Origin of the sequence: Halobacterium sp. CBA1132 (assembly GCF_001485535.1) — an archaeon.
GTDB lineage: Archaea > Halobacteriota > Halobacteria > Halobacteriales > Halobacteriaceae > Halobacterium.
The window spans coordinates 1,106,427-1,127,967 of record NZ_BCMZ01000001.1; the positions used below are offsets into that span (position 1 = coordinate 1,106,427).

19 protein-coding genes and 1 pseudogene are annotated in these 21,541 nt (G+C 61.5%); 11 read left to right on the forward strand and 9 right to left on the reverse strand.

Annotated features, from left to right (window positions below; genetic code table 11):
• Positions 1-124: 124 nt before the first annotated feature.
• Positions 125-787: a hypothetical protein gene (locus AVZ66_RS05830; protein WP_058982719.1), complete on the forward strand. Its 663-nt coding sequence runs from the start codon at positions 125-127 to the stop codon at positions 785-787.
• Here AVZ66_RS05830 and aglJ read toward each other — a convergent pair.
• Positions 784-1,704, reverse strand: a complete 921-nt coding sequence (gene aglJ, locus AVZ66_RS05835) for an S-layer glycoprotein N-glycosyltransferase AglJ (protein ID WP_058982721.1) — start codon at positions 1,702-1,704, stop codon at positions 784-786. The genes AVZ66_RS05830 and aglJ overlap by 4 nt on opposite strands.
• An 89-nt stretch (positions 1,705-1,793) precedes the next feature.
• Between aglJ and AVZ66_RS05840 the strand changes: the two genes are divergently transcribed.
• Entirely contained in the window at positions 1,794-2,936 is a 1,143-nt protein-coding gene (locus AVZ66_RS05840; RefSeq protein ID WP_058982722.1) for a glycosyltransferase, read from the forward strand.
• Positions 2,937-3,085: 149 nt separating this feature from the next.
• Here AVZ66_RS05840 and AVZ66_RS15640 read toward each other — a convergent pair whose 3' ends face one another.
• Positions 3,086-4,069 carry a glycosyltransferase gene (locus AVZ66_RS15640; RefSeq protein WP_082678779.1) on the reverse strand — a complete coding sequence of 328 codons (984 nt, stop codon included), beginning with the start codon at positions 4,067-4,069 and terminating at the stop codon, positions 3,086-3,088.
• A gap of 207 nt (positions 4,070-4,276) precedes the next feature.
• On the opposite strand from AVZ66_RS15640, the gene AVZ66_RS16175 reads away from it, so the two are divergent.
• The 8 genes from AVZ66_RS16175 (at position 4,277) to AVZ66_RS05865 (ending at position 14,013) form a co-directional block, all read left to right on the forward strand.
• Positions 4,277-5,182, forward strand: coding sequence for a hypothetical protein (locus tag AVZ66_RS16175; protein WP_157575619.1), 906 nt, complete (start codon positions 4,277-4,279; stop codon positions 5,180-5,182).
• Positions 5,179-5,982 carry a glycosyltransferase family A protein gene (locus AVZ66_RS15645; protein WP_082678780.1) on the forward strand — a complete coding sequence of 268 codons (804 nt, stop codon included), beginning with the start codon at positions 5,179-5,181 and terminating at the stop codon, positions 5,980-5,982. Before AVZ66_RS16175 ends, AVZ66_RS15645 begins: the two co-directional genes overlap by 4 nt.
• On the forward strand, positions 5,979-7,064 hold the full coding sequence (locus AVZ66_RS15650) for a sulfatase-like hydrolase/transferase (RefSeq protein ID WP_082678781.1): 1,086 nt from the start codon (positions 5,979-5,981) through the stop codon (positions 7,062-7,064). Before AVZ66_RS15645 ends, AVZ66_RS15650 begins: the two co-directional genes overlap by 4 nt.
• 26 nt (positions 7,065-7,090) lie before the next feature.
• A complete protein-coding gene (locus tag AVZ66_RS15655; RefSeq protein ID WP_082678782.1) occupies positions 7,091-7,954 on the forward strand; it encodes a glycosyltransferase in 864 nt (287 codons plus the stop codon).
• Complete coding sequence (locus tag AVZ66_RS15660; RefSeq protein ID WP_082678783.1) at positions 7,951-9,387, forward strand: lipopolysaccharide biosynthesis protein; 1,437 nt, start codon at positions 7,951-7,953, stop codon at positions 9,385-9,387. The genes AVZ66_RS15655 and AVZ66_RS15660 overlap by 4 nt, the downstream gene beginning before the upstream one ends.
• Before the next feature lie 65 nt (positions 9,388-9,452).
• Positions 9,453-12,662 carry an oligosaccharyl transferase, archaeosortase A system-associated gene (locus AVZ66_RS05855; protein ID WP_082678784.1) on the forward strand — a complete coding sequence of 1,070 codons (3,210 nt, stop codon included), beginning with the start codon at positions 9,453-9,455 and terminating at the stop codon, positions 12,660-12,662.
• Positions 12,662-13,597: a DUF368 domain-containing protein gene (locus tag AVZ66_RS05860; protein ID WP_058982728.1), complete on the forward strand. Its 936-nt coding sequence runs from the start codon at positions 12,662-12,664 to the stop codon at positions 13,595-13,597. Before AVZ66_RS05855 ends, AVZ66_RS05860 begins: the two co-directional genes overlap by 1 nt.
• A 59-nt stretch (positions 13,598-13,656) precedes the next feature.
• A complete protein-coding gene (locus AVZ66_RS05865) occupies positions 13,657-14,013 on the forward strand; it encodes a hypothetical protein (RefSeq protein ID WP_058982730.1) in 357 nt (118 codons plus the stop codon).
• A 106-nt stretch (positions 14,014-14,119) separates the two neighbouring features.
• Here AVZ66_RS05865 and AVZ66_RS05870 read toward each other — a convergent pair.
• The 7 genes and pseudogenes from AVZ66_RS05870 to AVZ66_RS05900 all read right to left on the reverse strand — a co-directional run.
• A pseudogene (locus AVZ66_RS05870) lies at positions 14,120-14,473 on the reverse strand (helix-turn-helix transcriptional regulator); the annotation flags it as partial.
• A gap of 25 nt (positions 14,474-14,498) precedes the next feature.
• Positions 14,499-15,188: an NRDE family protein gene (locus AVZ66_RS05875; protein ID WP_058982732.1), complete on the reverse strand. Its 690-nt coding sequence runs from the start codon at positions 15,186-15,188 to the stop codon at positions 14,499-14,501.
• 55 nt (positions 15,189-15,243) lie between these two features.
• Positions 15,244-15,699 (reverse strand): hypothetical protein, encoded by a 456-nt coding sequence (locus tag AVZ66_RS05880; RefSeq protein WP_157575621.1) that lies wholly within the window; start codon positions 15,697-15,699, stop codon positions 15,244-15,246.
• A gap of 6 nt (positions 15,700-15,705) precedes the next feature.
• Entirely contained in the window at positions 15,706-16,227 is a 522-nt protein-coding gene (locus AVZ66_RS05885) for a hypothetical protein (protein ID WP_058982736.1), read from the reverse strand.
• 144 nt (positions 16,228-16,371) lie between these two features.
• Positions 16,372-17,829, reverse strand: coding sequence for an o-succinylbenzoate--CoA ligase (menE, locus tag AVZ66_RS05890; RefSeq protein WP_058982737.1), 1,458 nt, complete (start codon positions 17,827-17,829; stop codon positions 16,372-16,374).
• Positions 17,822-18,829, reverse strand: coding sequence for a mandelate racemase/muconate lactonizing enzyme family protein (locus AVZ66_RS05895; RefSeq protein ID WP_058982739.1), 1,008 nt, complete (start codon positions 18,827-18,829; stop codon positions 17,822-17,824). The genes menE and AVZ66_RS05895 overlap by 8 nt, the downstream gene beginning before the upstream one ends.
• The gene (locus AVZ66_RS05900) at positions 18,826-19,758 is read right to left on the reverse strand and encodes a 1,4-dihydroxy-2-naphthoate polyprenyltransferase (protein ID WP_058982740.1); all 933 of its coding nucleotides are present in this window, start codon (positions 19,756-19,758) and stop codon (positions 18,826-18,828) included. The genes AVZ66_RS05895 and AVZ66_RS05900 overlap by 4 nt, the downstream gene beginning before the upstream one ends.
• Before the next feature lie 115 nt (positions 19,759-19,873).
• Here AVZ66_RS05900 and AVZ66_RS05905 point away from each other — a divergent pair, with 115 nt between their 5' ends.
• Positions 19,874-21,529, forward strand: coding sequence for a histidine kinase N-terminal 7TM domain-containing protein (locus AVZ66_RS05905; protein WP_082678785.1), 1,656 nt, complete (start codon positions 19,874-19,876; stop codon positions 21,527-21,529).
• The last annotated feature ends 12 nt before the right edge of the window (positions 21,530-21,541 follow it).

A 21,541-nucleotide genomic window follows, 5' to 3' on the forward strand; every position in this document is an offset into this window, starting at 1 on the left:
TCGGTCGAGGGACAACAATCCGTCGGCTCCGGGGCTGTGTCGGTTCGGTCGTCGCACCGGGGGAGTGCCGGCGGGAACAGTCGGCGTACCCTGTTTTTTGTGCGTGGTCCCCGTACGTGTCTGCATGCCGATGAAAGCCAGCGGGCGTGCGGCCGACTTCGCGGAAATCGACCGCTTCGAGGACGGCGTGGGCTGGATCGCCCACCCCGACGAGGCGATGCAGCGCGCGAGTCACGCGCTCGCGACCGACGATGGCGGTGTCTGGGTGGTCGACCCCCTGGACGCCGACGGCGTCGACGACCTGTTCGCGGCGTTCGGCGAGGTCCGCGGCGTCGTCGTCCTCATGGACCGCCACGGCCGGGACGCCGCGGCGGTCGCGGAACGCCACGACGTGCCGATTTTCGTGCCGTCGTTCGTCGACCCCGACATCGACGCGCGCACCCAGCCCGTGACCGACCGCTTGCCCGGCACCGACTTCGAAGTCGTGCGGACCGTCGACTGGCCGGGCTGGGACGAGGCCGCGCTCTACGACGGCGAAACGCTCGTCGTCGGGGATGTCGTCGGCACCGCGAAATACTTCACGACCGGCGACGAGCGCGTCGGCGTCCACCCCATGCTGCGCGTGAAGCCGCCGAAGGCGCTCGACCAGCTCCACCCGGAGCGCATCCTCGTCGGGCACGGCAACGGCGTGATGGAGGACGCATCGAGCGCGCTGGAGTACGCGCTCGACGGCGCGCGGCGACGCGCGCCGAAAGCGTGGCTGGACGCCGTGCGGTCGATGTTTTAGGCGTCCTCCCTGAGGCGGTCGATGCGCTGGCGCTGCTCGCGGTGCAGCGAGACCATGATGTCCGAGACCACACCGAACATCACCAGTTGGACGCCCAGCAGGAGGAGGACGCCGGCGACCATTGTGAGCGCCTCGTGGGAGATGCCCTTCACGAACCAGTCGTAGCCCACGTAGGTCGCGAGTGCGACGCCGGCGGTGCCGAAGACGGCGCCGACGCTCCCGAAGTAGAAGAGAGGGTTGGAGGTCTTCGCGAGGCTGTACAGCGTGAAGATGATGCGCGCACCATCTGAAATCGGGTTGAGATTCGTCTCCGAACCCTCCGGACGAGCACGGTACGTCGTGGGGACGACGTCGACGGGGATGTTGTGGCGCGCGCACTCGACGGCCATCTCGGTCTCGATGCCGAAGCCCTCTGCGGAGAGGAACATCTCCTCGAAGGATTCGCGGGTGAACGCACGGTAGCCCGAGAGGATGTCGCCGTAGTCCTCGCCGTGGATGCGGTGGAACGCGCGGTTGATGAGCCGGTTGCCGATCTGGTTGAGCTTCGTCATCGCGCCCGGCTGCATGTCCGCCGTACGGTCGCCGATTACGTGGTCGGCATCTCCAGAGACGAGCGGATCGAGGAGGCGCGGGGCTTGCTTTGGTGGGTTGGTGGCGTCGCCGTCGAGCAGGAGGACGTACGGCTCGTCGATGTGCTCGACGCCCTCGCGGACGGCCTGACCCTTGCCGGACCCGGATTGTTCGATGACTTCCGCGTCGTGCTCGCGCGCGATGTCGCGGGTGTCGTCCTCGGAGTGGCCGTCGACGACGAGAACGTGGCCGATGCCGACGTCGTACAGCCCGTCCACGACGTCGCCGATGGTCTTCGCCTCGTTCCGCGTCGGAACGAGCGCACACACGTCCTCGTAGTCGGTCATTACCGGGAGTGGATGGCCGGGGCGCAAAAACGTATTCCTTTCGCGTATTGGCGGAGGGGTTTTACCCCAACGTATTCTACTCCGCCAGTATGAACGCACTCGCGGTGGCCGCGCTCGCGCTCCTCACGGTGACGGCCGCACCCTACGTCGGCTATCTCGCGCTCTACGCGTGGATTCGGCCGTCGGGGTCGCCGGCGGACAAGCAGGCGTGGGAGCCCTCGGTCAGCATCGTCCTCCCGACGTACAACGAGGAGAAGATCGTCGAGACGAAACTCGACGATGTCCTCGAACTCGACTATCCGATGGAGAAGGTGGAGCTGGTGGCCGTCGACTCCTCGACGGACGACACGCGGGAGATTATCCGTGAGTACTTCGCGGGGTTGGACGCGCCGGAGCTCGTGTTGCTCGAAGAGGACGAGCGTCGCGGACTCGCGCCCGCGCTCAACGATGCCTACGCGGCGGCGTCGAACGAGATGGTCGTGAAGACGGACTGCGACTCGAAGCTCCCGCCGGACGTGCTCCGGGAGGCCGCCGCGAACCTCGCGGACGACAATGTCGCGGCCGTGACCGGGCGGAACGTCGAAGTGCTAGGTGGCAGTGAGGTGGAGTCTGGATATCGCGGCGTACAGTCGCACATCCAGCAGTTGGAGTCGCACCTCGACTCGACGCTCATCTTCCACGGGCCGTTCTCCGCGTTCGAGAACGACGCACTGTTGCCGATCGACCCGAACTCACTGGCCGACGATACTGAATTGGCGTTGAAGATTCGCCGGCAGGGCGGCCGCGTGATTTTCGACCCTGCCGTGCAGTACATGGAAGCCAGCTTCTCGGACTTCGTGAAGCGCCGCAAGCAGAAAGATCGGCGAGGTATGGGCTTGATTCGGTTGTTGGTGCAGCACCGAGACGCGCTGGGGAAGTATGGAAAGTACGGGAAGGTCGTGCTCCCGTTCAACTGGTGGTTCATGATTGTCTCGCCGTGGTTGCTGGCTGTAACGCTCGTCGTCGGAATGGGGGCAGCACTCTCGCTGTTCGGAGCAGGTGGGCTAGTGTTGCCTGCTGCGGTTGCGGCGTTCGCGTATCTCGGTCAGAAAGACGTGCTCGGCCCAGTGCAGGCACTGTACTCGATCTTCGACACGCAGGTGTCGCTGCTGCGGGCGAGCGTGGAGTTGCTGGTTGGGGATTCCGACGGGACGTGGGACGTGGACGCCGAGTTGCGAGAGGCGTTCGAATGAGGATTTCGAGGATTTAGAAAAGCTCTACGAAGGACGTTTATATTGGAATTCAGAGCCTTCGAATGATAATTCTCAATACGTCATAAAGTATACGAGATTTTCTCTTGGTGATTCCAACCAGTAGGGTGAAACGAGAGATATCCCGAGAACTAGTGAGTGGAGCTTTCCATGCCTATCTCCATTTTCTGATTCTGGCGGTTGATTTTCCAGTTGAGGAATTTCCGATATAGGTCTGCGACCCGCTTCGTAATTGATGAGGTCGTTAAAGAGAGTACGAGTAGCGGGATGTCGATGATTTCTATATTTTTCTTCATGCACTGTCCGAGTGTTTTTCGTGCTTCCTTCAGTCGACCATACCGCAAGTTCTCTATTGCCATGGTACGATATAAGTCGGCAATTTCACTTTTATCAAGATATGCAGAAATTGCTTCGGGATTCCCGTTATACACGCTTCTTTCAACGTCCTCTGGCAATCCGTTTTCTCGTTTCTCTACAAATTTGTGGAGTAGCAGTACATCTTTGAGCCGTTCTCCATAGATGCTTTCTCCATGCATAGTGAAATTATAGAGCGGCTCATCTATGTTCGCCACAACAAATTCGTCACTCATCCGAACCCAAAGATCTAAGTCCTCGATGTAATCGAGACGTTCGTCATACAGACCGACTTCTTCGAGCGCATTTCGTCTCATCATTACGCTCCCGTGTATCATATGGTTCTTATCGAAGAAAGCTGACTGAGGAACACGTTTGAGAACTCTTCGACGTGCTCTGACATTCTCATTCTCTACAATATAAGCTCCAGTTCCGAGGACACCAATATCCTCATGTTCGTCCAAGAACGCGACTTGCTTCCTCAAACGATCTGGATGTGAAGTATCGTCGGCGTCTTGACGTGCGATATATGTTCCCTGCGCTTCCTGAATGCCCCTATTTAATGCACTCGCGATGCCTGTGGAATCGCGATCTATGATTCGATATGGTGACTCTCGAACGATATCTGCTGTCTCATCGTTACCGTCATCAACTACAATAACTTCAAAACCCTGATATCTTTGAGATTTAAGTGACTCAAGGGTCCTTTCGATAGTATCCTCATCGTTGCACGTCGGAATAACAACCGAAACGCGAGGCATTACGCCTTATAGTATCTGATTATATATAAATACGGCGACCAAATACACGATAGTTTATTTGAGAAAGGTAGAATCGGAGGCGATATTCGTCCTTCCGATTATGTTCTCGCCGGTTTAGGATACTAGTATACCTGAAGAAATTATCTAAGTCCATACAGATATGTTCGCGTCGTCTTTATTTACCCCGCCATCTTAGATGGGGTCAAGATGTCACTACAAGATTTTATTAACAAATCCCGGAAGCAGTACGAGAAACACGGTTCACAAGCACTCCCCGGGATAGTGTGTGACTTTGCAGTTAGCGCTGCGTCAAAGGTGCCATACATCAGCCAGTTCGGGACGAATGTCTATTCCCGTGAATGGGACGTTTTGATTATCTTGGATGCGTGCCGCTTAGATTTATATCGCTCAGTAGTGGACTCGGAAACGGATTATATCTGGTCTGTAGGGAGCTCCTCTGAAGAATGGATTCAAAATACCTTCGAAAATTCAGACACCTCTGAGACTGCGTATATCACTGGCAATATCTTCTCCCGTGACTACCTTTCCGAAAGTGATTTTCATACACTCCGGGAGGTCTGGAAGTATGGTTGGGATGATGATGAAGGGACAATCCCTCCTCGTCCAATCACAGACGAAGCTATCCGCACTTGGAGAAAGTCCAACCCGCAGAAAATGATAATCCATTATATGCAACCCCACTTCCCGGCGATTGGGAGCGTCCTTAACCTTGATAGTGGGGTTTCTGTAGACGGCTTCGGAAGGGGAGGCAAGAAGGTAGATATTTGGTCCGAGATGAGGTCTGGTGCGATAGATACCAATAAGGCCTGGCAAGCATATCGAGAGAATCTTGAATACGTTTTAGAAGAGTTGGACGTCATAAAAGAGAATGTCGACGGAAAAATTGCTATCACAGCTGACCATGGCAACTCATTTGGTGAGTGGGGTTCATATGGTCATCCATCAGGTCTGCAGTCGCCATACCTGCGAAGGGTACCGTGGGATACCTATGAATGCCAGGACAAGGGAACGTACTACCCAGAGGAACAGGAGCGTGAAGACACCTCTGAAGACACTGTCGAAGAGCGCTTAGAGAGCCTAGGATACGTATGAAATGGAGCTTTCTTACGACGAATTACAACAAGTGTGATGCTCTAGATGAATCGATTCCATCGATGCTGGAGTCGCTTCCGGAGGATGGAGAGCTCATAATTGTCGACGGCGGAAGTACCGATGGAAGCATCGAAAAACTCCAATCGTTCGATGACGATCGAATTGAGGTAATCGTTGAGAAGTCAAATCTTGGAGAGGGGCGTCAAATAGCCATGAATCGATGTAGCGGAGACGCTGTCGTGGAGCATCTTGATACTGATCGGGTCTACGGGGATCTCACCCAGTATCTAGATCTCTACGAAACCTTACGTGAAGAACATCCGAATCTCTTCCTGATGACTCTCGACTCTGTCTATCTCACGTCTCCAGAGGTGTCCCATCAAATAGGAGGATGGCCTCCGATAAGCCGGGCAGAGGAACGCGTGTATACTGATAGAGCGATAACGACAGAGGAGATTACCCCACGTCTCTACCCGGAGTCAAAGAGCCAAGAGATTAATACGGAGGACGTGTCATCGATAATCGACCGGCTAGAGAAGTGGAAATATGAGGTCCGCGACAATATCCGCTGTGGCTTCTCACTTCGACAAATTATCCGTTTTCATTACCACGAATTTTCACTTCCGAAAGCTCTTGTTGCGGATACTGTGGGGGTTCTTGGCTGGATTGAAGCACAAGGTATGGAAGAATATGGCCGTGATCGACTATCGTGGAGGGAGTTCCCCTCATGGGAGTATCGTCTTGCTTCGGATGACGAAATCGTCCTTGATGGGCCAGAGAACTTCGGGTGGGATAAATGAAGACGCTACTTGTCACCGTTGACTCGTTGAGGTATGATCACTACGAATATATGGAAAATACTCGGTCGTTCCTCGGAGAGTCTCATCCACAGGCTTACGCGACCGCAACCGCTACATTAGGAACGTTTCCGAACGTATTCACCGGAACGTACACGAAGTCAAACGAGATTGAGAGCTCTTTCGTTGAGGAGTTAGACAGTAAAACAATTGGAATAACAACGAATAATCTCGTTTCGGAACGATACGGATATGACGTCGGTTTCGACTATTTCACGTCTCCAACCAATTCTACTGAGGAAGGCTTAAAGAAGGCAGTTGCAGAATCGCTTCCCGAAGGGCGAATATATCGGGGAATCTCACGCATATACTCACTTTATCAAAAGATTTCGCCTGGTAGTGTCTCCAAATCTTTCCGGCCCACAGAGGCGGTAATCGAGGAATTCATTGATGCCGTGTCTGGCGAAGAATGGTTTGGGTGGATACACCTAATGGAGCCACACCACCCCTACGACCCAGATGAAACGAATCTTTCCCGTGAGGAGGCGCAAGCGATTTCCCGGCGGGCAATCGCTGGCGGAGTAGAGGAGGAAGCCGCTGAGATTGTTAGGGATCTCTATCGACAAGAAGTTATTGAGATGGACAAACAACTTGAACGGTTGTGGCAGTGGCTTCCTGATGACTGTCGAGTCATCCTTACCGGCGATCATGGTGAAATGCTTGGCGAGGACGGACGATGGGGTCACCCTGGACTTCTCCGCCCCGAAACGCTTCATATCCCCTTCTCGACGAATTTCGATCCTGAGCTCGGGTCTGTCGTGTCAAGCATCGATATCCCCTCATTAATCTTGGGTGAAGAGTATAGAGAAGGAGAGTTCCATCGTGAAACAGCCTACGCGAGCCATGGTGAAAAAGCGGCCGCCATTGAGGGTAATCAAATTGCGAATCCAGATGGAGTTGTAACCTTAGATGGCGAGAGGACAGAGGATTCGTCGCTTAAGCACAAACAAGAGCGGTTCGAGCCGTCCGGTATCGTCAAAGAAGATGCGATACTTGAGGATCTAGAGGATCTTGGGTACGTTTAAGATAACGTGGGTCAGAATTCATTATAATGGATGACGTAGCTGTTGCGACCAAGGTATTCACGAGGTATGACCACCTTAGAAATCTTCTAGAAAGTGTTGAGGAAACCGATATCCGGAAAGTCTATATCTCGGATGATGGAGATGGTTCTGGTGATATCTACGATGAAGACTGGGACTTGGACCTTCACGTCATTGACCTTGAATATGATGCGGGACTTGGTTTAGGTCGGAAAAAGTTTGTCGAAGAATCCAACGAAGACTATCTTCTCGTCGTCGATACGGACCACGAGATACCCGCGAATTGGCAGAACTTAAAGGATATAATTGAATACTATCCTACGTTAGGAGGGGTCTCTGGGATTGTTGTTGAAAATGGGCGAGTCTCTGGTATGTGCCACGATATTAAGATTGAAAACGACGTTTTGGTGAGATATACACCTGAGAAAGAAACACTATGGGGATCAGGGCACGCGTTCATTGAGTTTGATTTTGTTCCTAATGCAATTCTCCTGAGAAGAGAATGTTTAGAAGAGTATAATTGGGACCCAGAGTATGTGATTGAGAAAGAACATCTTGATTTTTTCTACGGACATTACCGGAAAACAGATTGGGAATTTGGTGTCTGTCCATCAGTTGTATTCCCACACCATGATACCGTAAATAAATCATACCTGCAACTTCGAACAGCTGAAGAAAGAAAACTGGAGAGCAAGGGGTACTTCCTTAATAAGTGGGACCTTTCCCAGATTCAACGAGAGTCTTATTGGCTCGATCGTACACCCCATGAGAATCCTATCGCTGTTAGAGTTGCGAACCTCTTCCCGCGTCGTCTAGCAAAACATATATTAAATATGAATGACCGACTACGTCCACTCAAAAAATATCTATGAGTGAGGCTGGTAATATGAACCTCGGGTGGGAAGCCGTTAAGGGATTAATAGCCAAATCTTTGATGGCTGCTACAGGGTTTATAGGCATTCTAATTTTCACGAGGATTGTTGGAAAGTCCGACTTCGGTGGCTATTACCTGCTTCTATCTGTTGTCTTTATTCTTGACAGACCCATACGTGGGTTTTGTCAAGCCGTTAGAAAGAGATGGTCTGAGTCGGGGTCAGCCAAAAGGGAGATTCTAGGCGCTGTATTACTAGTTAACTTAATTGGATTTGTTTTGATAAGCGCTGGTGTATTAATCCTAGATAGCTACATTGTTTCATACACCGGCCTTAACGGTGCTGCTCCTCTTTTCTTAACAATCTTCGGTTCTCTTATCCTTTGGTTCCCGTTTCAGCAAATTATGGGGGCTATGGGATATCCATCAAAGCAAGTCTGGAACGATGCTCTAAGATCTCTTTTCACCCTCCCGTTACAGATTGGATTAGTACTCTGTGGACTTGGCGCACTCGGTATGGGATACGGGCTTGCGGGTGCGACGCTTTTGAGTGTCCCCTTTGGTGTCTACGTTGTCTCTACTCGTCCATCTCTCCCTTCCAGAAAAACGATTTCATCACTCTGGGAATACGCTAAGTATAGTTCACCGAACGCTATTGTCGGAGAGACATACAGTAGGATTGATATTATTCTACTCGGGCTGCTCGCAGGAACTACATCAGTAGCAAACTATGAGGTAGCATTCAAGATGGTTACACCAGCAACGTTTGCGTCAGGAGTCGTCGGTTCCGCACTGATGCCCAAAATCTCAAATTTAATTTCAGAGGGGAAGGAGTTCAAAGAGGATGTGAACAACTCGATTTCTTATGTGAGCATCCTCGGCATTCCGATCTTTTTTGGTGCACTTGCAATCCCTGAATCGCTTGTAGTTACTGCATTTGGCCCGCAATATTCCGACGCTGGCCCCTATCTTATCGGACTCGCGCTCTATCAAGTCATATCTACTCAAACAGCAATTTATTTCCAGACACTCTCCGGGATGGACCTGCCGAAAATAGGCCTAAAAGTAAATTCTCTTACACTTGCCTTCAATATCGCCATCGGAGCCATACTAGTCTTCTCAATAGGCGCTATCGGAATTGTGGTTGGGACTGTACTCGCAGAGGCCCTCAGATATTTGTTGACGACAAGAAGTGTAGTTCGGCGTATTGACGATATTACCCCTATTCCAAGGACACTCATAATGCAGATTCTTGCTGGTATCAGCATGTACCTGATTGTCCACATACTCAACACTCAGATTATGGTTTCATCGTGGGTTGATTTAGGGATCCTCGTGGGTGCAGGTGCTCTCGTCTACGGCAGTGTTCTAATCGTGATATCTCCTGATGTGCGGTCAACAACTGTGTCTGTATATCGAGATTCGCGTGCGTAAAGAAATATAGCGCAACTCCCGATACTTCACAAGGCTTATTCGCGCGCTGTCAGTCCCTACCACCAATGAGCGAGAAGAACGAGGAGTCGAGAGCATCCTCCATCTCGGCCGGTTCAGCTCTCGACGCTCTCGAAAATTGGTACCACGTACCCGTGCTGGGCGCTGTCCTCGCGTTCATGTTCTGGGTGCGCGTGCAGGCGTGGGATAGTTTCACGCAGAACGGCGACGTGTATTTCTCCGGGAACGACGCGTACTACCACTTCCGGGAAGTGATGTACACGGTCCAGCACTGGCCGTCGACGATGCCGTTCGACGTCTGGACGAACTTCCCGAACGGGACCAGTGTCGGCCAGTTCGGGACGCTGTTCGACCAGATTGTCGCTACCGCTGCGCTCCTCGTCGGACTCGGAAGTCCGTCCCAGGAGACGATCTCGATGACGCTACTGTTCGCGCCGGCCGTCTTCGGCGCGCTACTCACCATTCCGACGTACTTCATCGGAAAGCGTCTCGGTGGTCGGCTCGGTGGCGTGTTCGCGGCAGTCGTTCTCGGTCTCCTCCCGGGCTACTTCCTCTCGCGGAGCCTCGTCGGCGCCGCGGACCACAACGGCGCGGAGCCGTTGTTCATGTCACTGGCAGTGCTCGCGACGATGGTCGCGCTCACCGTCGCGGAACGCGAGAAGCCGGTCTACGAGCAGTTCCTCGACCGCGACGTCGCGGGTCTCCGAAGCGTCGTCGGATGGAGTGTTCTCGCGGGCGCCGCCACCGCGGCATACATGTGGATGTGGCCGCCCGGTGTTCTCCTCGTCGGTATTTTCGGCGTGTTCTACCTCGTGAAGCTGACCAGCGACTACTACAGCGGCACGAGCCCCGACCACGTCGCCGTCGTCGGTGCCGTCAGCTCGGTGACGACCGGCCTGCTGATGTTAGTTCCGCTGTCGACGCTTTCCTTCTCCCCCTCGAACTTCTCCATCCTCCAGCCGGCATTCTCTATTGCGGTCGGCGTCGGCGCCGTGTTCCTCGCGTGGCTCGCCCGCGAATGGGACAACCGCGAACTCGACGCAACCTCGTACCCGCTCGCCGTATTCGGCATTCTCGTCGTCGCACTCGGTGCGACGACAGTCGTCCTCCCCGAATTCTGGGGAATGCTTCAGGGGAACCTTCTGCGCTTCGTCGGCTTCAGCGCAGGCGCAGCCACTCGGACTATCGGTGAGGCCCAGCCGTTCCTCTCTCGGACGAGCACGTACGGACTCGGGATGTTCGGCGTCATTTTCCTCGAATACGGGCTCGCGTTCTTCACGGCCCTCCTGGGCGCGGCGTGGATTCTGCTCCGCCCGCACTTCCGCAGCGGCAACCCACGGCGCATGGGTGGCGCGGCGGTCGCCGTTGTCGTGGTTGGGCTCGTGTTCGTGGCGCCGGGCATTGGTGATGCGGTCGGTACGCTGCTCGGCGTGGACGGCCAGGTCGGTTCGCTGGCTATCGTCGGCATCACGCTCCTTGCAGTCACGGTGACTGGCGACTACGACGCGGAGAAACTGCTCGTGGTCGTCTGGGGCGCGTTCATCACCTCGGCGGCGTTCACGCAGGTGCGGTTCAACTACTACCTCGTCGTGCCGGTCGTCGTGCTGAACGCATACGTGCTGAAGGTCGTGCTCGGCTTCGTGAGCCTCGACAAGCCGGCCGCACAGATCGAGGACGTTGACTGGTACCAGGTCGGCACGGTCGTCGCCGTCGTGTTGGTCGTGCTCGTCCCCATCGCGGCCCCCGTTGCCGCGTCCGCGACTGGTGACGGTGCTAGCCCGGTGCGGTTGACGAACAATCAGGGCCAGCAGGTGCCGCTGCAGTCGGCGACGACCGTCGGCGCGTCGAACAGCCCCGGTGCGGTGACGGTGTGGGACGACGCGATGGAGTGGATGAATACGAACACGCCCGAACAGGGCAACTTCGGCGGCGCGGACAACGCCGACCAATTGGACTACTACGGGACGTACAGCCAGACCGACGACTACGACTACCCCGACGGCGCGTACGGCGTGATGTCGTGGTGGGACTACGGCCACTGGATGACCGTCGAGGGCCAGACGATCCCGGTCGCGAACCCGTTCCAGCAACACGCCACGCAGGCGGCGAACTTCCTGCTCGCGCAGAACGAGACCGAGGCCGCGAACGCGCTCGCCGTCGTCAACGAGGACGACGCGAAGACGCGCTACGTCGCGGTGGACTCCCAGATGGTCTCGCCCCAGCAGAAGTTCGGCGCGCCGACCATCTTCTACGACGGCCCGCGGAACTTCACCACGGGGACGTTCTACACGCAGAACATCCTCTCGCAGTACCAGGAGGGCCAGATCACGAACTACCGGTCGTTCAGCCAGCTCCCGACGCTGAACCACCAGGCGTACTACGAGTCGCTGATGGTGCGGCTCTACAAGTACCACGGCAGCGCACAGCAGGCCCAGCCAATCGTCGTCGACTGGCGGGACACGCTGCAGACGACGACCGGCGGGGACCTGTACAGCTTCGACCAGTCGGCGTCCCCGATTCGGCAGTTCGACAACATGACCGCGGCCGAGCAGTACGTCGCCAACGACACCACCGCCCAGATTGGCGGGTTCAACGGGGTTCCCTCGGAGTACGTCGAAGCCCTCCAGCACTACCGGTTCATCGGGTCGAGTGACAACACGGGCGTGAAGCTCTTCGAGCGCGTCGAGGGAGCGACCGTCACGGGGACCGGCCCCGCGAACACGACGGTGACCGCGTCGGTCACGCTGAACATGACCCATCTCTCGGCGGGCAACCAGACGCCGCAGTTCACGTACACGCAGCGCGCGGAGACCGGGGCTGACGGCGAGTTCACGATGACGCTCCCGTACTCATCGACCGGCTACGACGAGTACGGCCCCGAGAACGGCTACACGAACACGTCCGTTCGCGCCGCGGACGCCTACGAGTTCACGACCGGTGCCCTCACGTCGGAGAACCTGACGACCGTCGAGTGGAACGCGACGGCCGACGTCACTGAAGGCCAGGTCATCGGCGAGACCGAGTCCGCGACCGAGGTCGAGTTGGAGCGCCACGTCGTCGACCGTCCGGAGGGCGCCGAGCAGAACGACACGACCAACGAGACGCAGTCGCTGGCATCCCCAGACTCGGTGGCTATCGAATCGTCGACAACGACCGATTCGACGAGTAGCGGGCCACTCGGCCTGCAGTCGTCGTTCGGCGCGGCCGCACTCGCTGTGCCCGCGGTCGCCGGCGCGCTCGGGCGGCGCTACGCATAATGGACGGTCGCGCGTGGCTGGCGGTCTACCTGAAGGGCGCCGCGATGGGCGCCGCGGACGCGGTGCCCGGCGTCTCCGGCGGCACGATTGCGCTCATCACGGGCATCTACGAGCGCCTCGTCGGCGCCATCGCGGCGCTGGACCCGCTGGAGGCGCTGGGGTTGCTCGCGCTCGTGCCGCGACTCGGGGACGCTGACGCGCGCGCGGAGTTGTGGGCGTCGCTCGTCGAGATGGACGTGCCCTTCCTCGCGGTGCTCGGCGTCGGCCTCGTCACCGCCGTCGTCACCGTCGCGAACGTCGTCCACGTCGCCATCAACGACTTCCCCGGCCTGACGTTCGCGTTCTTCTTCGGGCTCATCGCGGCGTCCGTCGTCGTGCTGCTCGGCGAGGTCACGCTCGACACCCCGGGACGAATCGCGGCGGCCGTCGTCGGGTTCGCGCTCGCGTTCGTCCTGAGCGCGCAGGCCCAAGCCGGCACGCTCCCTGAAGTGCTGCCCGTCGTCTTCCTCGCGGGCGCCGTCGCCATCTGCGCGATGGTGCTCCCGGGCGTCTCGGGGTCGCTCCTGTTGTTGACGATGGGGTTGTACGACACGATGACGTCGGCCGTCAGCGACGCGACCGACGCCGCGCTCGGCGGCGACCTCGGTGCGACCGTCGCCCCCGTGACGACGCTCGTCGTGTTCACGGCGGGCGCCGTCGTCGGTCTGCTGTCGTTCGCGCGCGTCGTCGAGTGGGCGCTCGAACAGTACCGCGCGGCGACGCTGACGTTCCTCGTCGCGCTGATGGCGGGCGCACTGCGGGCGCCCGCGATTCAGATTGCTGACGCGAACCCTACGTGGAGCGCGGCGAGCGCGGGCGGCGTCCTCGTCGCGGCAGTCCTCGGCGCGGCGGTCGTGCTCGTCCTCGACGCGACGACCGACGACCTCGACTACTAACCCTGTCAGTTCCCGCCGCTGGAGGTGGTGTTTTGCCCATCGATTCCGAACCGATAGCCATGCTTCCGTTCGACGACGAGATCCTCGAACGCGTCGCCACAGACAGCGGCGTCACCGAGACGGCGCTCCGCGAGGCCGCCGCGTCCGTGCAGGCGACGCTCGCCGGCCACCCCGGCTTGACCGTCGACGGCCTCGTCTACGAGTGGCGGCAGGCGTTCCGCGACGACCCGCTGGTCGAGCGTCGACCCGACGCGTGGATACTGCGGGTTCCAGAACGCGTGTGGGCGGACGTCCGCGACCGCGCCGCCGTTCCCGAGAACGTCGAGGACGCGCTCACGGCGTTACACGCGACGGAAGTGAACGGCGAGCAGAGCAGCGAGCGCGACGGTGTCGTGCTCGTCGTTGCGCGGGAGTGAGAAGCAGTCGCAGTTAGAAGTCGCGGTCGGGGTCCGGGCCGGGGTCGAGGCCGCCCTCGGGTTCCGGTTCGGGCTCGGGTTCCGGCTCGGGGTCGGTGTCGATCTGGTCCTCGTACGCGAGGTTCATGATCCACTGGGAGAAGGCGTCGCTCTGCCCGTCGACTTCCTCCTCGCCGACGAACGGCGACAGCATCTCGCCGGCCATCAGCAGCGAGAAGTCGAGTTTGCGCTCGTCGATGAGGGGCGTGATGAGGAACGTCGTGTTCCCGTTGTGGACGCTCTCCTCGCGCTCGACGAATCCCTTCTCTTCGAGTTTCGACGCGATGCGGCTCCCCTTCCGCGAGGAGACGTCCAGTTCCTTCCAGAACTCGCTCTGGTAGACGCCCCGCGTCTCTCGAACGAGTTCCAGCCCGCGTCGCTCGTCCTCCGAGAGGTCCGACTCGGTGGCTTCGGCGCTCATGTACGAACAACCGGGTGCGCGCGGTTTAAAGCTGACCGTCTACACGCCGGTAGTCGGTCTCGCAGGGCGGGCCGTCAGCGAACTCGTACTCGACTTCGCCGTCCGCGCGAATCGTCACGAGCGACGACGACCGCGTGCCGTAGCCGTCGCCGTGGATGCACGCGCCGGTGTCGTGGTCGGCGAGCGCGCTGCGGGCCGCCTCGCGCCACGCATCCGGAGTGTCGTGGCCGCGCAGTGCGTCACGAATTGCGCGCGACTTCGCCGTCCCGCCGTCGTAGCCGGCGTTCACGAGGACGTGCGTCCCGGGGTCGAGCGCGTGCGTCCGCAGCACGCCGTCCCACTCCAAGAGCACGCACTCGTGTTCGTCCGCGATGACGAGGTTGAAGCCCGCGTACTCGCGGGCGGCGACCTCGCGTTCGACCGTCTCGATGGCGCCGTCGGCGGACCCGGCGGCGAGCGTGTCAGTGACGAGGCGGCCGCGGGAGCGCTCGCCCTCGATGTCCGCATCTCGATTCGTCACGGCGACGAACACGCGGTGCTCGTTCACGCCGATCCACGTCCCGCCGGCTTCCTCGTCCCTGGGCATCAGTACCGCAGGATTTGTCCCGCGGACGGCGGGCGGCGAGGATGGCCGGCCGGCTGCTTCGTCTCGGTTCGCACCGACGACCAACGGCGCGTCGTCGTAGGCCTGCCACGCGAATGCCAGCGTACACACGCCCCGGGCTACGACCCGCGCGCACTTAGTTCTCGTCGGCGTTCGTCAAGGCGATTTACCGGTTCCAGGTAATCTCCGAGAGTTGGTCCGGAATGCTGGTCAGGCGACGTTCGAAGGTGGAATACGGATGCTCGTCTTCGATGTGGTCGGCAGACCGTCGCTCGGTCGTTCCATCCGCGTACTCGACCTGGAGATGCACAGGACCATACTCCGGTTCTGTCTCGTCAGCGTGCCACCCAAACCCACGACCTGATTCCGGCTCCCACCATTGAATCCAGGAGTGTGGGCGCTCCCCCTCGAGGTCGAATTCGACCCGGAGACGGACGTTCGAAGCCGAGTAATCTCGTTCGAGGAACGCGACGGGGTCGATCTCTGCGACGACTTCGTTGGCGTCCCGTTGGGACGGTTCGTACCAGACAGTCAGACAGCCGCCTGTCCGTGAGAGGCGGTCGTGAACACGGCGAAGGAGCTTCGGCTCGACGGGGCGCCACACACCGAAAATCGGGGCCACGACGAGTTACCTCGCGCCTTCGAGACGGACGTTCGCAGGGACGTCGTCAGTGAGTGACTGGATGTCGTCGTAGAGCTGGAGCGCGGTTTGGATGGTATCGCGCGACCGAAGGCTGTTCTCCCAGCGACGGAGCGCCTGTCGCCGTTCGCGAATCTCGTCGGCAGGCAGGTCGTCTCCGAGCGTCGCTTCGAGGTCCTCCGGAGCGTCCACCTCGTACGTCGTTTTCCAGTCTTCGATTCGGTCGGCGATGGCTTCGAGTTCCCCCCGGAGTTCCGCTCGGTCGTTGGTCAGGATGAGTTCCCGAAGGTGGTCGAAGTAGGCCCGGGTCGGGTCCGGGACGTACGTGTCGTCCTCAGTCACCAGGAGGACGCCCGACTCGGCGAGGTTGTCGAGGTGCTTCTTCGCGGTGTCCCACTTGACGTCTGCCTGCTCCGCGATCCAGTTCGCGGTTCGTGGCTCCGAGAGCGTCGTCGCAATCGTCTCGACGCGCTCCCGGGCCGTCATCGACTCGGTCCACGATTCGACCATGATAGCGGATACGAAGCAGAAGCCCATATACTCTGGGGACGAACCCAATATATTGGGTGGATACTGTTGTGAGCGATCGGGAAGTCGGCTCGACGTGGCAACCACCCGGGTACGAGTCGCTCGCATACTGCGAGTCAGTCTCGCCTACTCGGTCTCGAGTTCGCGCCGCACCGCCTCGCGGTCGACGGTCCCAGAGGCGGTTCGCGGCACCGTCTCGGCGAACGCAATCGTCCGGGGGTGCTTGTAGCGTGCGAGTCGGTCCCCGCAGAACGCGCGGAGGTCGTCGGCAGTCACGCCCTCCGCGACGACGATCGCGGCGACGCGCTCACCCCACTCCTCGTCGGGGACGCCGATGACGGCAACGTCTTCGACGGCCGGGTGGTCGCGGAGGACGGCCGCGACCTCCTCGGGGTGGACGTTCTCGCCGCCCGTGACAATCTGGTCGGTCTGTCGCCCGCCGACGTGGAGGAATCCCGCAGAATCCACGAACCCGAAGTCGCCCGTACGGAGGCCGTGCTCGCAGAATTTATCGGTATTTGCGTCCGCGGAGAGGTAGCCGGGCGTGACCGTCGGCCCGGAGACGACGAGTTCACCCGTCTCGCCCGCCGGTAGCACGTCGCCGTCCTCGTCGAGGACCGTCACGTCGGTCCCGAGCAGCGGCCGCCCCGAACTGTCCGGGCGGTCGCGGGCTTCCGTCGCGTGCAGGGTTGCGACCTGTGAGGCGGTCTCGGTCATTCCGAACGTCGGACAGACGGGGACACCCGCGTTGAGCGCGCGTTCGACGAGTTCCGGTGGGGTCGGCGCGCCCCCGACGAGCGCGAACCGCAGACTGTCGGGGAGGCTGCCGGCGTCGAGCAGTCGGTCGAGCATCGTCGGGACCAGCGAGACGCCCGTGCAGTCGTGGGTCGCAAGCGCGCTGCGCACGCCGTCGGCGTCGAACCCGCGCGTGAGCACGGCCGTCGTCCCGTACAGCGCCGACCGGAGGACGACCGAGAGCCCGCCCATGTGGTACAGGGAGAGCGGGCACAGCCAGCTGTCCTCGGGGAGCACGCCGAGGCGGAACGAGGAGGCGACGGCGCTCGCGGCGACGTTCGCGTACGTCAAGCGGACGGCTTTCGGGTCGCCCGTGGTCCCCGACGTGAACATCACGGCGCGCGTGTCCGTCCACGACAGGGCTGCGGGCTCGAAGCGCTTCGGCGAGCGCGCGCCCAAGTGCTCGATGTCTCCCTCAGCATCCACGCTCACGGCCGGCACCGGGAGGGCGCGCGCTGCGTCCGCGGTGTCGGCTTCGCAGACGACCAGCGCGGGGCCGACGCGCTCGGCTTGCGCGCTGAGTTCCGGCGTCGCGAGCCGCGCGTTCAGCGGCACGAGCACCGCACCGAGGCGAGCGCACGCGAACACGAGCCGGACGAACGCCGGGCGATTCTCCATCAGGACCGCCACGCGGTCGCCGCGCTGGACGCCGCAGGCGGCGAGCCGTCCCGCCATTTCCTCGATGTCGGCGTCGAGGTCGCGGAACGTCCACGTCGCGTCGGTGGCGGCGTCGACGAGCGCGGTCGCGTCGGGGTTGCTGCGCGTCTGCAGCGCGACGGCGTCACGCATCTGCGTTCACCTCCGCGAGGTCGACACTGACGCCGTGGCCGGGCGCCTCGGGCACGCGAACCCGTCCGTCTTCGACGGGCGCCGGGTCGGCCGCGAGGTCGTCGGCGAGTCGGTCGGCCGTCGCGAGGCCGCACGCCGACACGTCGGGAATCGCGGCGGCGAGGTGGACGGCGGCGGTGCGCGCGACGACGGCGTCGACGGTCGTCGTCACGACGGGGTCGACGCCCGCTCCGCGAGCGTCGGTCGCGGCGTCGAGCGCGCGGTCTACGCCGCCGAGCGCCATCGGCTTTAGAATCACACAATCCGCGGCGTCGAGCACGTCGGCGAGCGCGTGCTCGGTCAGCGACTCGTCGAGCGCGACGCCCACGTCGCCGCCACGGAGGCCACGGTGCCCCGCGAGGTCCTCGGCCGACAGCGGCTGTTCGACGTAGTCGACGCCGAGGTCGGTGAACGCGTCGAACGCCTCGCGGGCCTGCTGGCGGGTCCACGCTCCGTTCGCGTCCGCGCGCAGCGTCGCGTCCGTCACCTCGCGGACTGCCCGGAGCCGTTCGACGTCCGCCGCGACGGAGCGCGCGCCGACTTTCACTTTCAGCGTCTCGAAGCCGCGCTCGGTCGCAGCGCGCGCTTCACGAGTGGTCTGCTCGGGCGTGCCGTCGCCGACCGTGGCGTTCACGCGGATGGAGTCTGCGGGGTCGTCGCAGAGGTGGCGGGCGAGCGAGACGGTCGCGTCGCGGGCCTCGGCGTCGAGTTTCGCCAACGAGACGGCGTGACGCGCGGCCGGCGCGCCCTCGCAAGCGGCGAGCGCGTCCTCCCAGTCCGCAGCAGCGTCGGCGGTTTCGAGCCCGCGCTCGCAGGCCGCTCGGGATTCGGTCCAGTCCGGGAGTGGCGTGGCTTCGCCGACGCCGCCCTCGCGCGCGAACAGGAAGCCGCGGCGCTCGTCGATAGTCCCGCTGGCGGTCCCGAGCGGGCGCGAGAGTGGGAGAGAGAACGCGCGAATCATACCACGAGGCCGACGCCGAACAGGAGGGCGTACAGCGCGAGCAGTTGTCCGGTGCGCGTGAGCGCGGGGTTGAGGGCGTCGCCGTCGGTCCGCGTGAAGACGGTCTTCGTGACGCTGACGGCCAGCGGCGCGGAGAGGTACGGGAGGAACACCGCCGGCTCGCCGGTCTTAGCGAAGAACCACACCGGGACGGCGTACGCCAGCACGAACATCGCCGCGAACTGGCCGCGCGAGAACGCGTCCCCGAAGCGCACCGCGAGCGTGCGCTTGCCGGTCTTCTCGTCCTCCTCGCGGTCGCGGACGTTGTTCACGACGAGGATGTTCGTCGCGATGGCGGCGACGGGGAGGCTGGCGACGAACGCCGCCAGCGTCACCGTGCCTTCGGGGAGGCCGACCGGGACGCCGGCGACGAAACTGGCGGCCTGCACGTAGTAGGCGCCCGTGACAGCGACGACGCCGAAGAACACGAACACGAAGATGTCGCCGAGGCCGTGGTAGCCCAGCGGGTACGGGCCGCCCGTGTACGCGATGCCGGACGCGACGCTGACGAGTCCGACGACGAGAATCGGGACGCCACCGATCCAGACGAGGTACGTGCCGACGAGAACGGCGGCGGCGAACGTGAGGTACATCGCGCGCTTCACTTCGCGGGGTTCGATGAGGCCGCCCGCGGTGACGCGCGTGAACCCCTCGCGCTCCTCGGTGTCGGCGCCCTGCACGGCGTCGTAGTAGTCGTTCGCGAAGTTCGTGCCGATCTGGATGAGTGCGGCGCCGACGAACGCGGCGAATGCCGGCAGCGGCGCGAACACGCCGTCGCGGACCGCCAGCCCCGCCGCGACCAGGATGGGGGCGGCCGCGACGGGCAGCGTGTGCGGGCGCGCGGCGATGAGCCACGCTTCCCGCCGGGAGACGTCTGCCGTATCGGTCATGCCCCGGAATTGGGCGAGCGCGCCCATAGCGGTGGCGGTCCCGGCGCTCGGCCGCGTCCGCCGAAGCCCGCCGCTAGCCGCACGTATAAGTCGCTGAAGCGATGTTTTCGAGTACATGGCGTTAGCGAATTCGCTGACCTTCCTCGCGTACGTCGCCGTGTTCGGCGCCGCCGTCGTGGGGTGTGCGGTCGGCTTGCGGCGCGCGCTCGGCGTCGCGGACGCCGACACGCGGCGCGGACTCGCGGGCGTGGTGGCGGGCAGCGGCGGGTGGGCGCTGTTCGAACTGGCGTTCCTCGTCGCGCCCTCGACGTTCCTGAAGTACGTCGCGTACGACTTCAGTCTCGTCGTCGGTCTCTCGACGGTTGGGGCGTGGCTGTACTTCTGCTCGGCGTACACCGGGCGGTCGTTCCACCGCAACACGCGGTACCGCCGAGCCGCCGTCGCGACGTACGCCGGCATCGTCGCGGTGAAACTCACCAACCACGTCCACGGCCTCTACTTCACGACGAGGGCCGTCGACGCGCCGTTCCCGCACCTCGCCGTCCAGCACGGCACCCTCCACTGGCTCGTCGCGGGGCTGTCGTACGCGCTGGTCGCCGTCGGCTTCTTCATGCTGTTCGAGCTGTTCCTCGAAGCCGACTACGACACGCGGCCGCTCGGCGTGCTCGTCGCCGTGACCGGTCTCCCGGTCGTGCTCGACGTCGTCGGGTTCGCGACGCCGCTGCTCGTGGACATCAACTACGAACCGCTGGGCGTGGCGGCGTTCGCTATCGGCGTGCTGTACGTCTACGAGGAGGAGTTCCTCGCCGTCCAGCTCACCGACGGCGTCGACGACGCGGTCGTCTACCTCGACGGCGCGGACCGCGTCAGGGAGTACAACGGTCGCGCACGGGCGGTCTTCGACGCGCTCGATGGCGCGACCGGCAAGCGATTCGACGACGTGGTCCCCGAAGTCGCGGCGACGCTGGGCGACGACCACCCGGTCCTAGCGCGCGCCGTCGACGGGGAGACTCGCTACTTCCTCGTGAGCGACACGTCGTTCTCGCTGGGGCAGTCGGACATCGGCCGCATGGTCGTGTTCACCGACGTCACGCGCACCGAGCGCAAGCGCCGCGAACTCGAACGGCACAACGACCAACTCGAAGGATTCGCGGCGGCCATCCGCCACGAACTGCTGAACACGCTCCAGATTGTCGGCGGGCGCGTGACCGTCGCCGGGAACGCCCTCGACCGCGGCGACGTCGAGGGCGCCCGTGAGTCCCTGCGGACGGCCTCCCAGTCCAGCGACCGGATGGCGGGCATCGTCGAGGACCTCTCGGTGCTCGCGCGCCACGGCAAGACCATCGAAACCACCGAGCGCGTGGACTTCGCGGACGCCGTCGCGGACGCGTGGGCGGACGCGGACGTCGAGGGCGTATCGCTGTCCGAGGAGGGTGACGGCGACGTCGTGGCGGACCCGACGCGGCTCCGCGAACTGCTGGCGAGCGCCTTCGAGTTCGCCGCGCACAACGGCGCCAGCGAGGTGACTGTCGAGCGCGGCGACGACTGGTTCGCCGTCACGGGCGACGGCCGACCGCCGGGCGGCGCCGACCCCGAGGCGTTCTTCGAGTACGGGAGCGCCGTCCCGGACTCGAAGGCGGGCATCCTGTTGCCGAACGTGCGGATGCTGGCGGCCGTCCACGGCTGGTCGGCGGCCCTCGACACGGACTACGAGGACGGCGTGCGCGTAGTCGTCACCGAAACGGGGCGCTCGACGTCCTCTCCTCCCTGAAGGGGTGGGCGT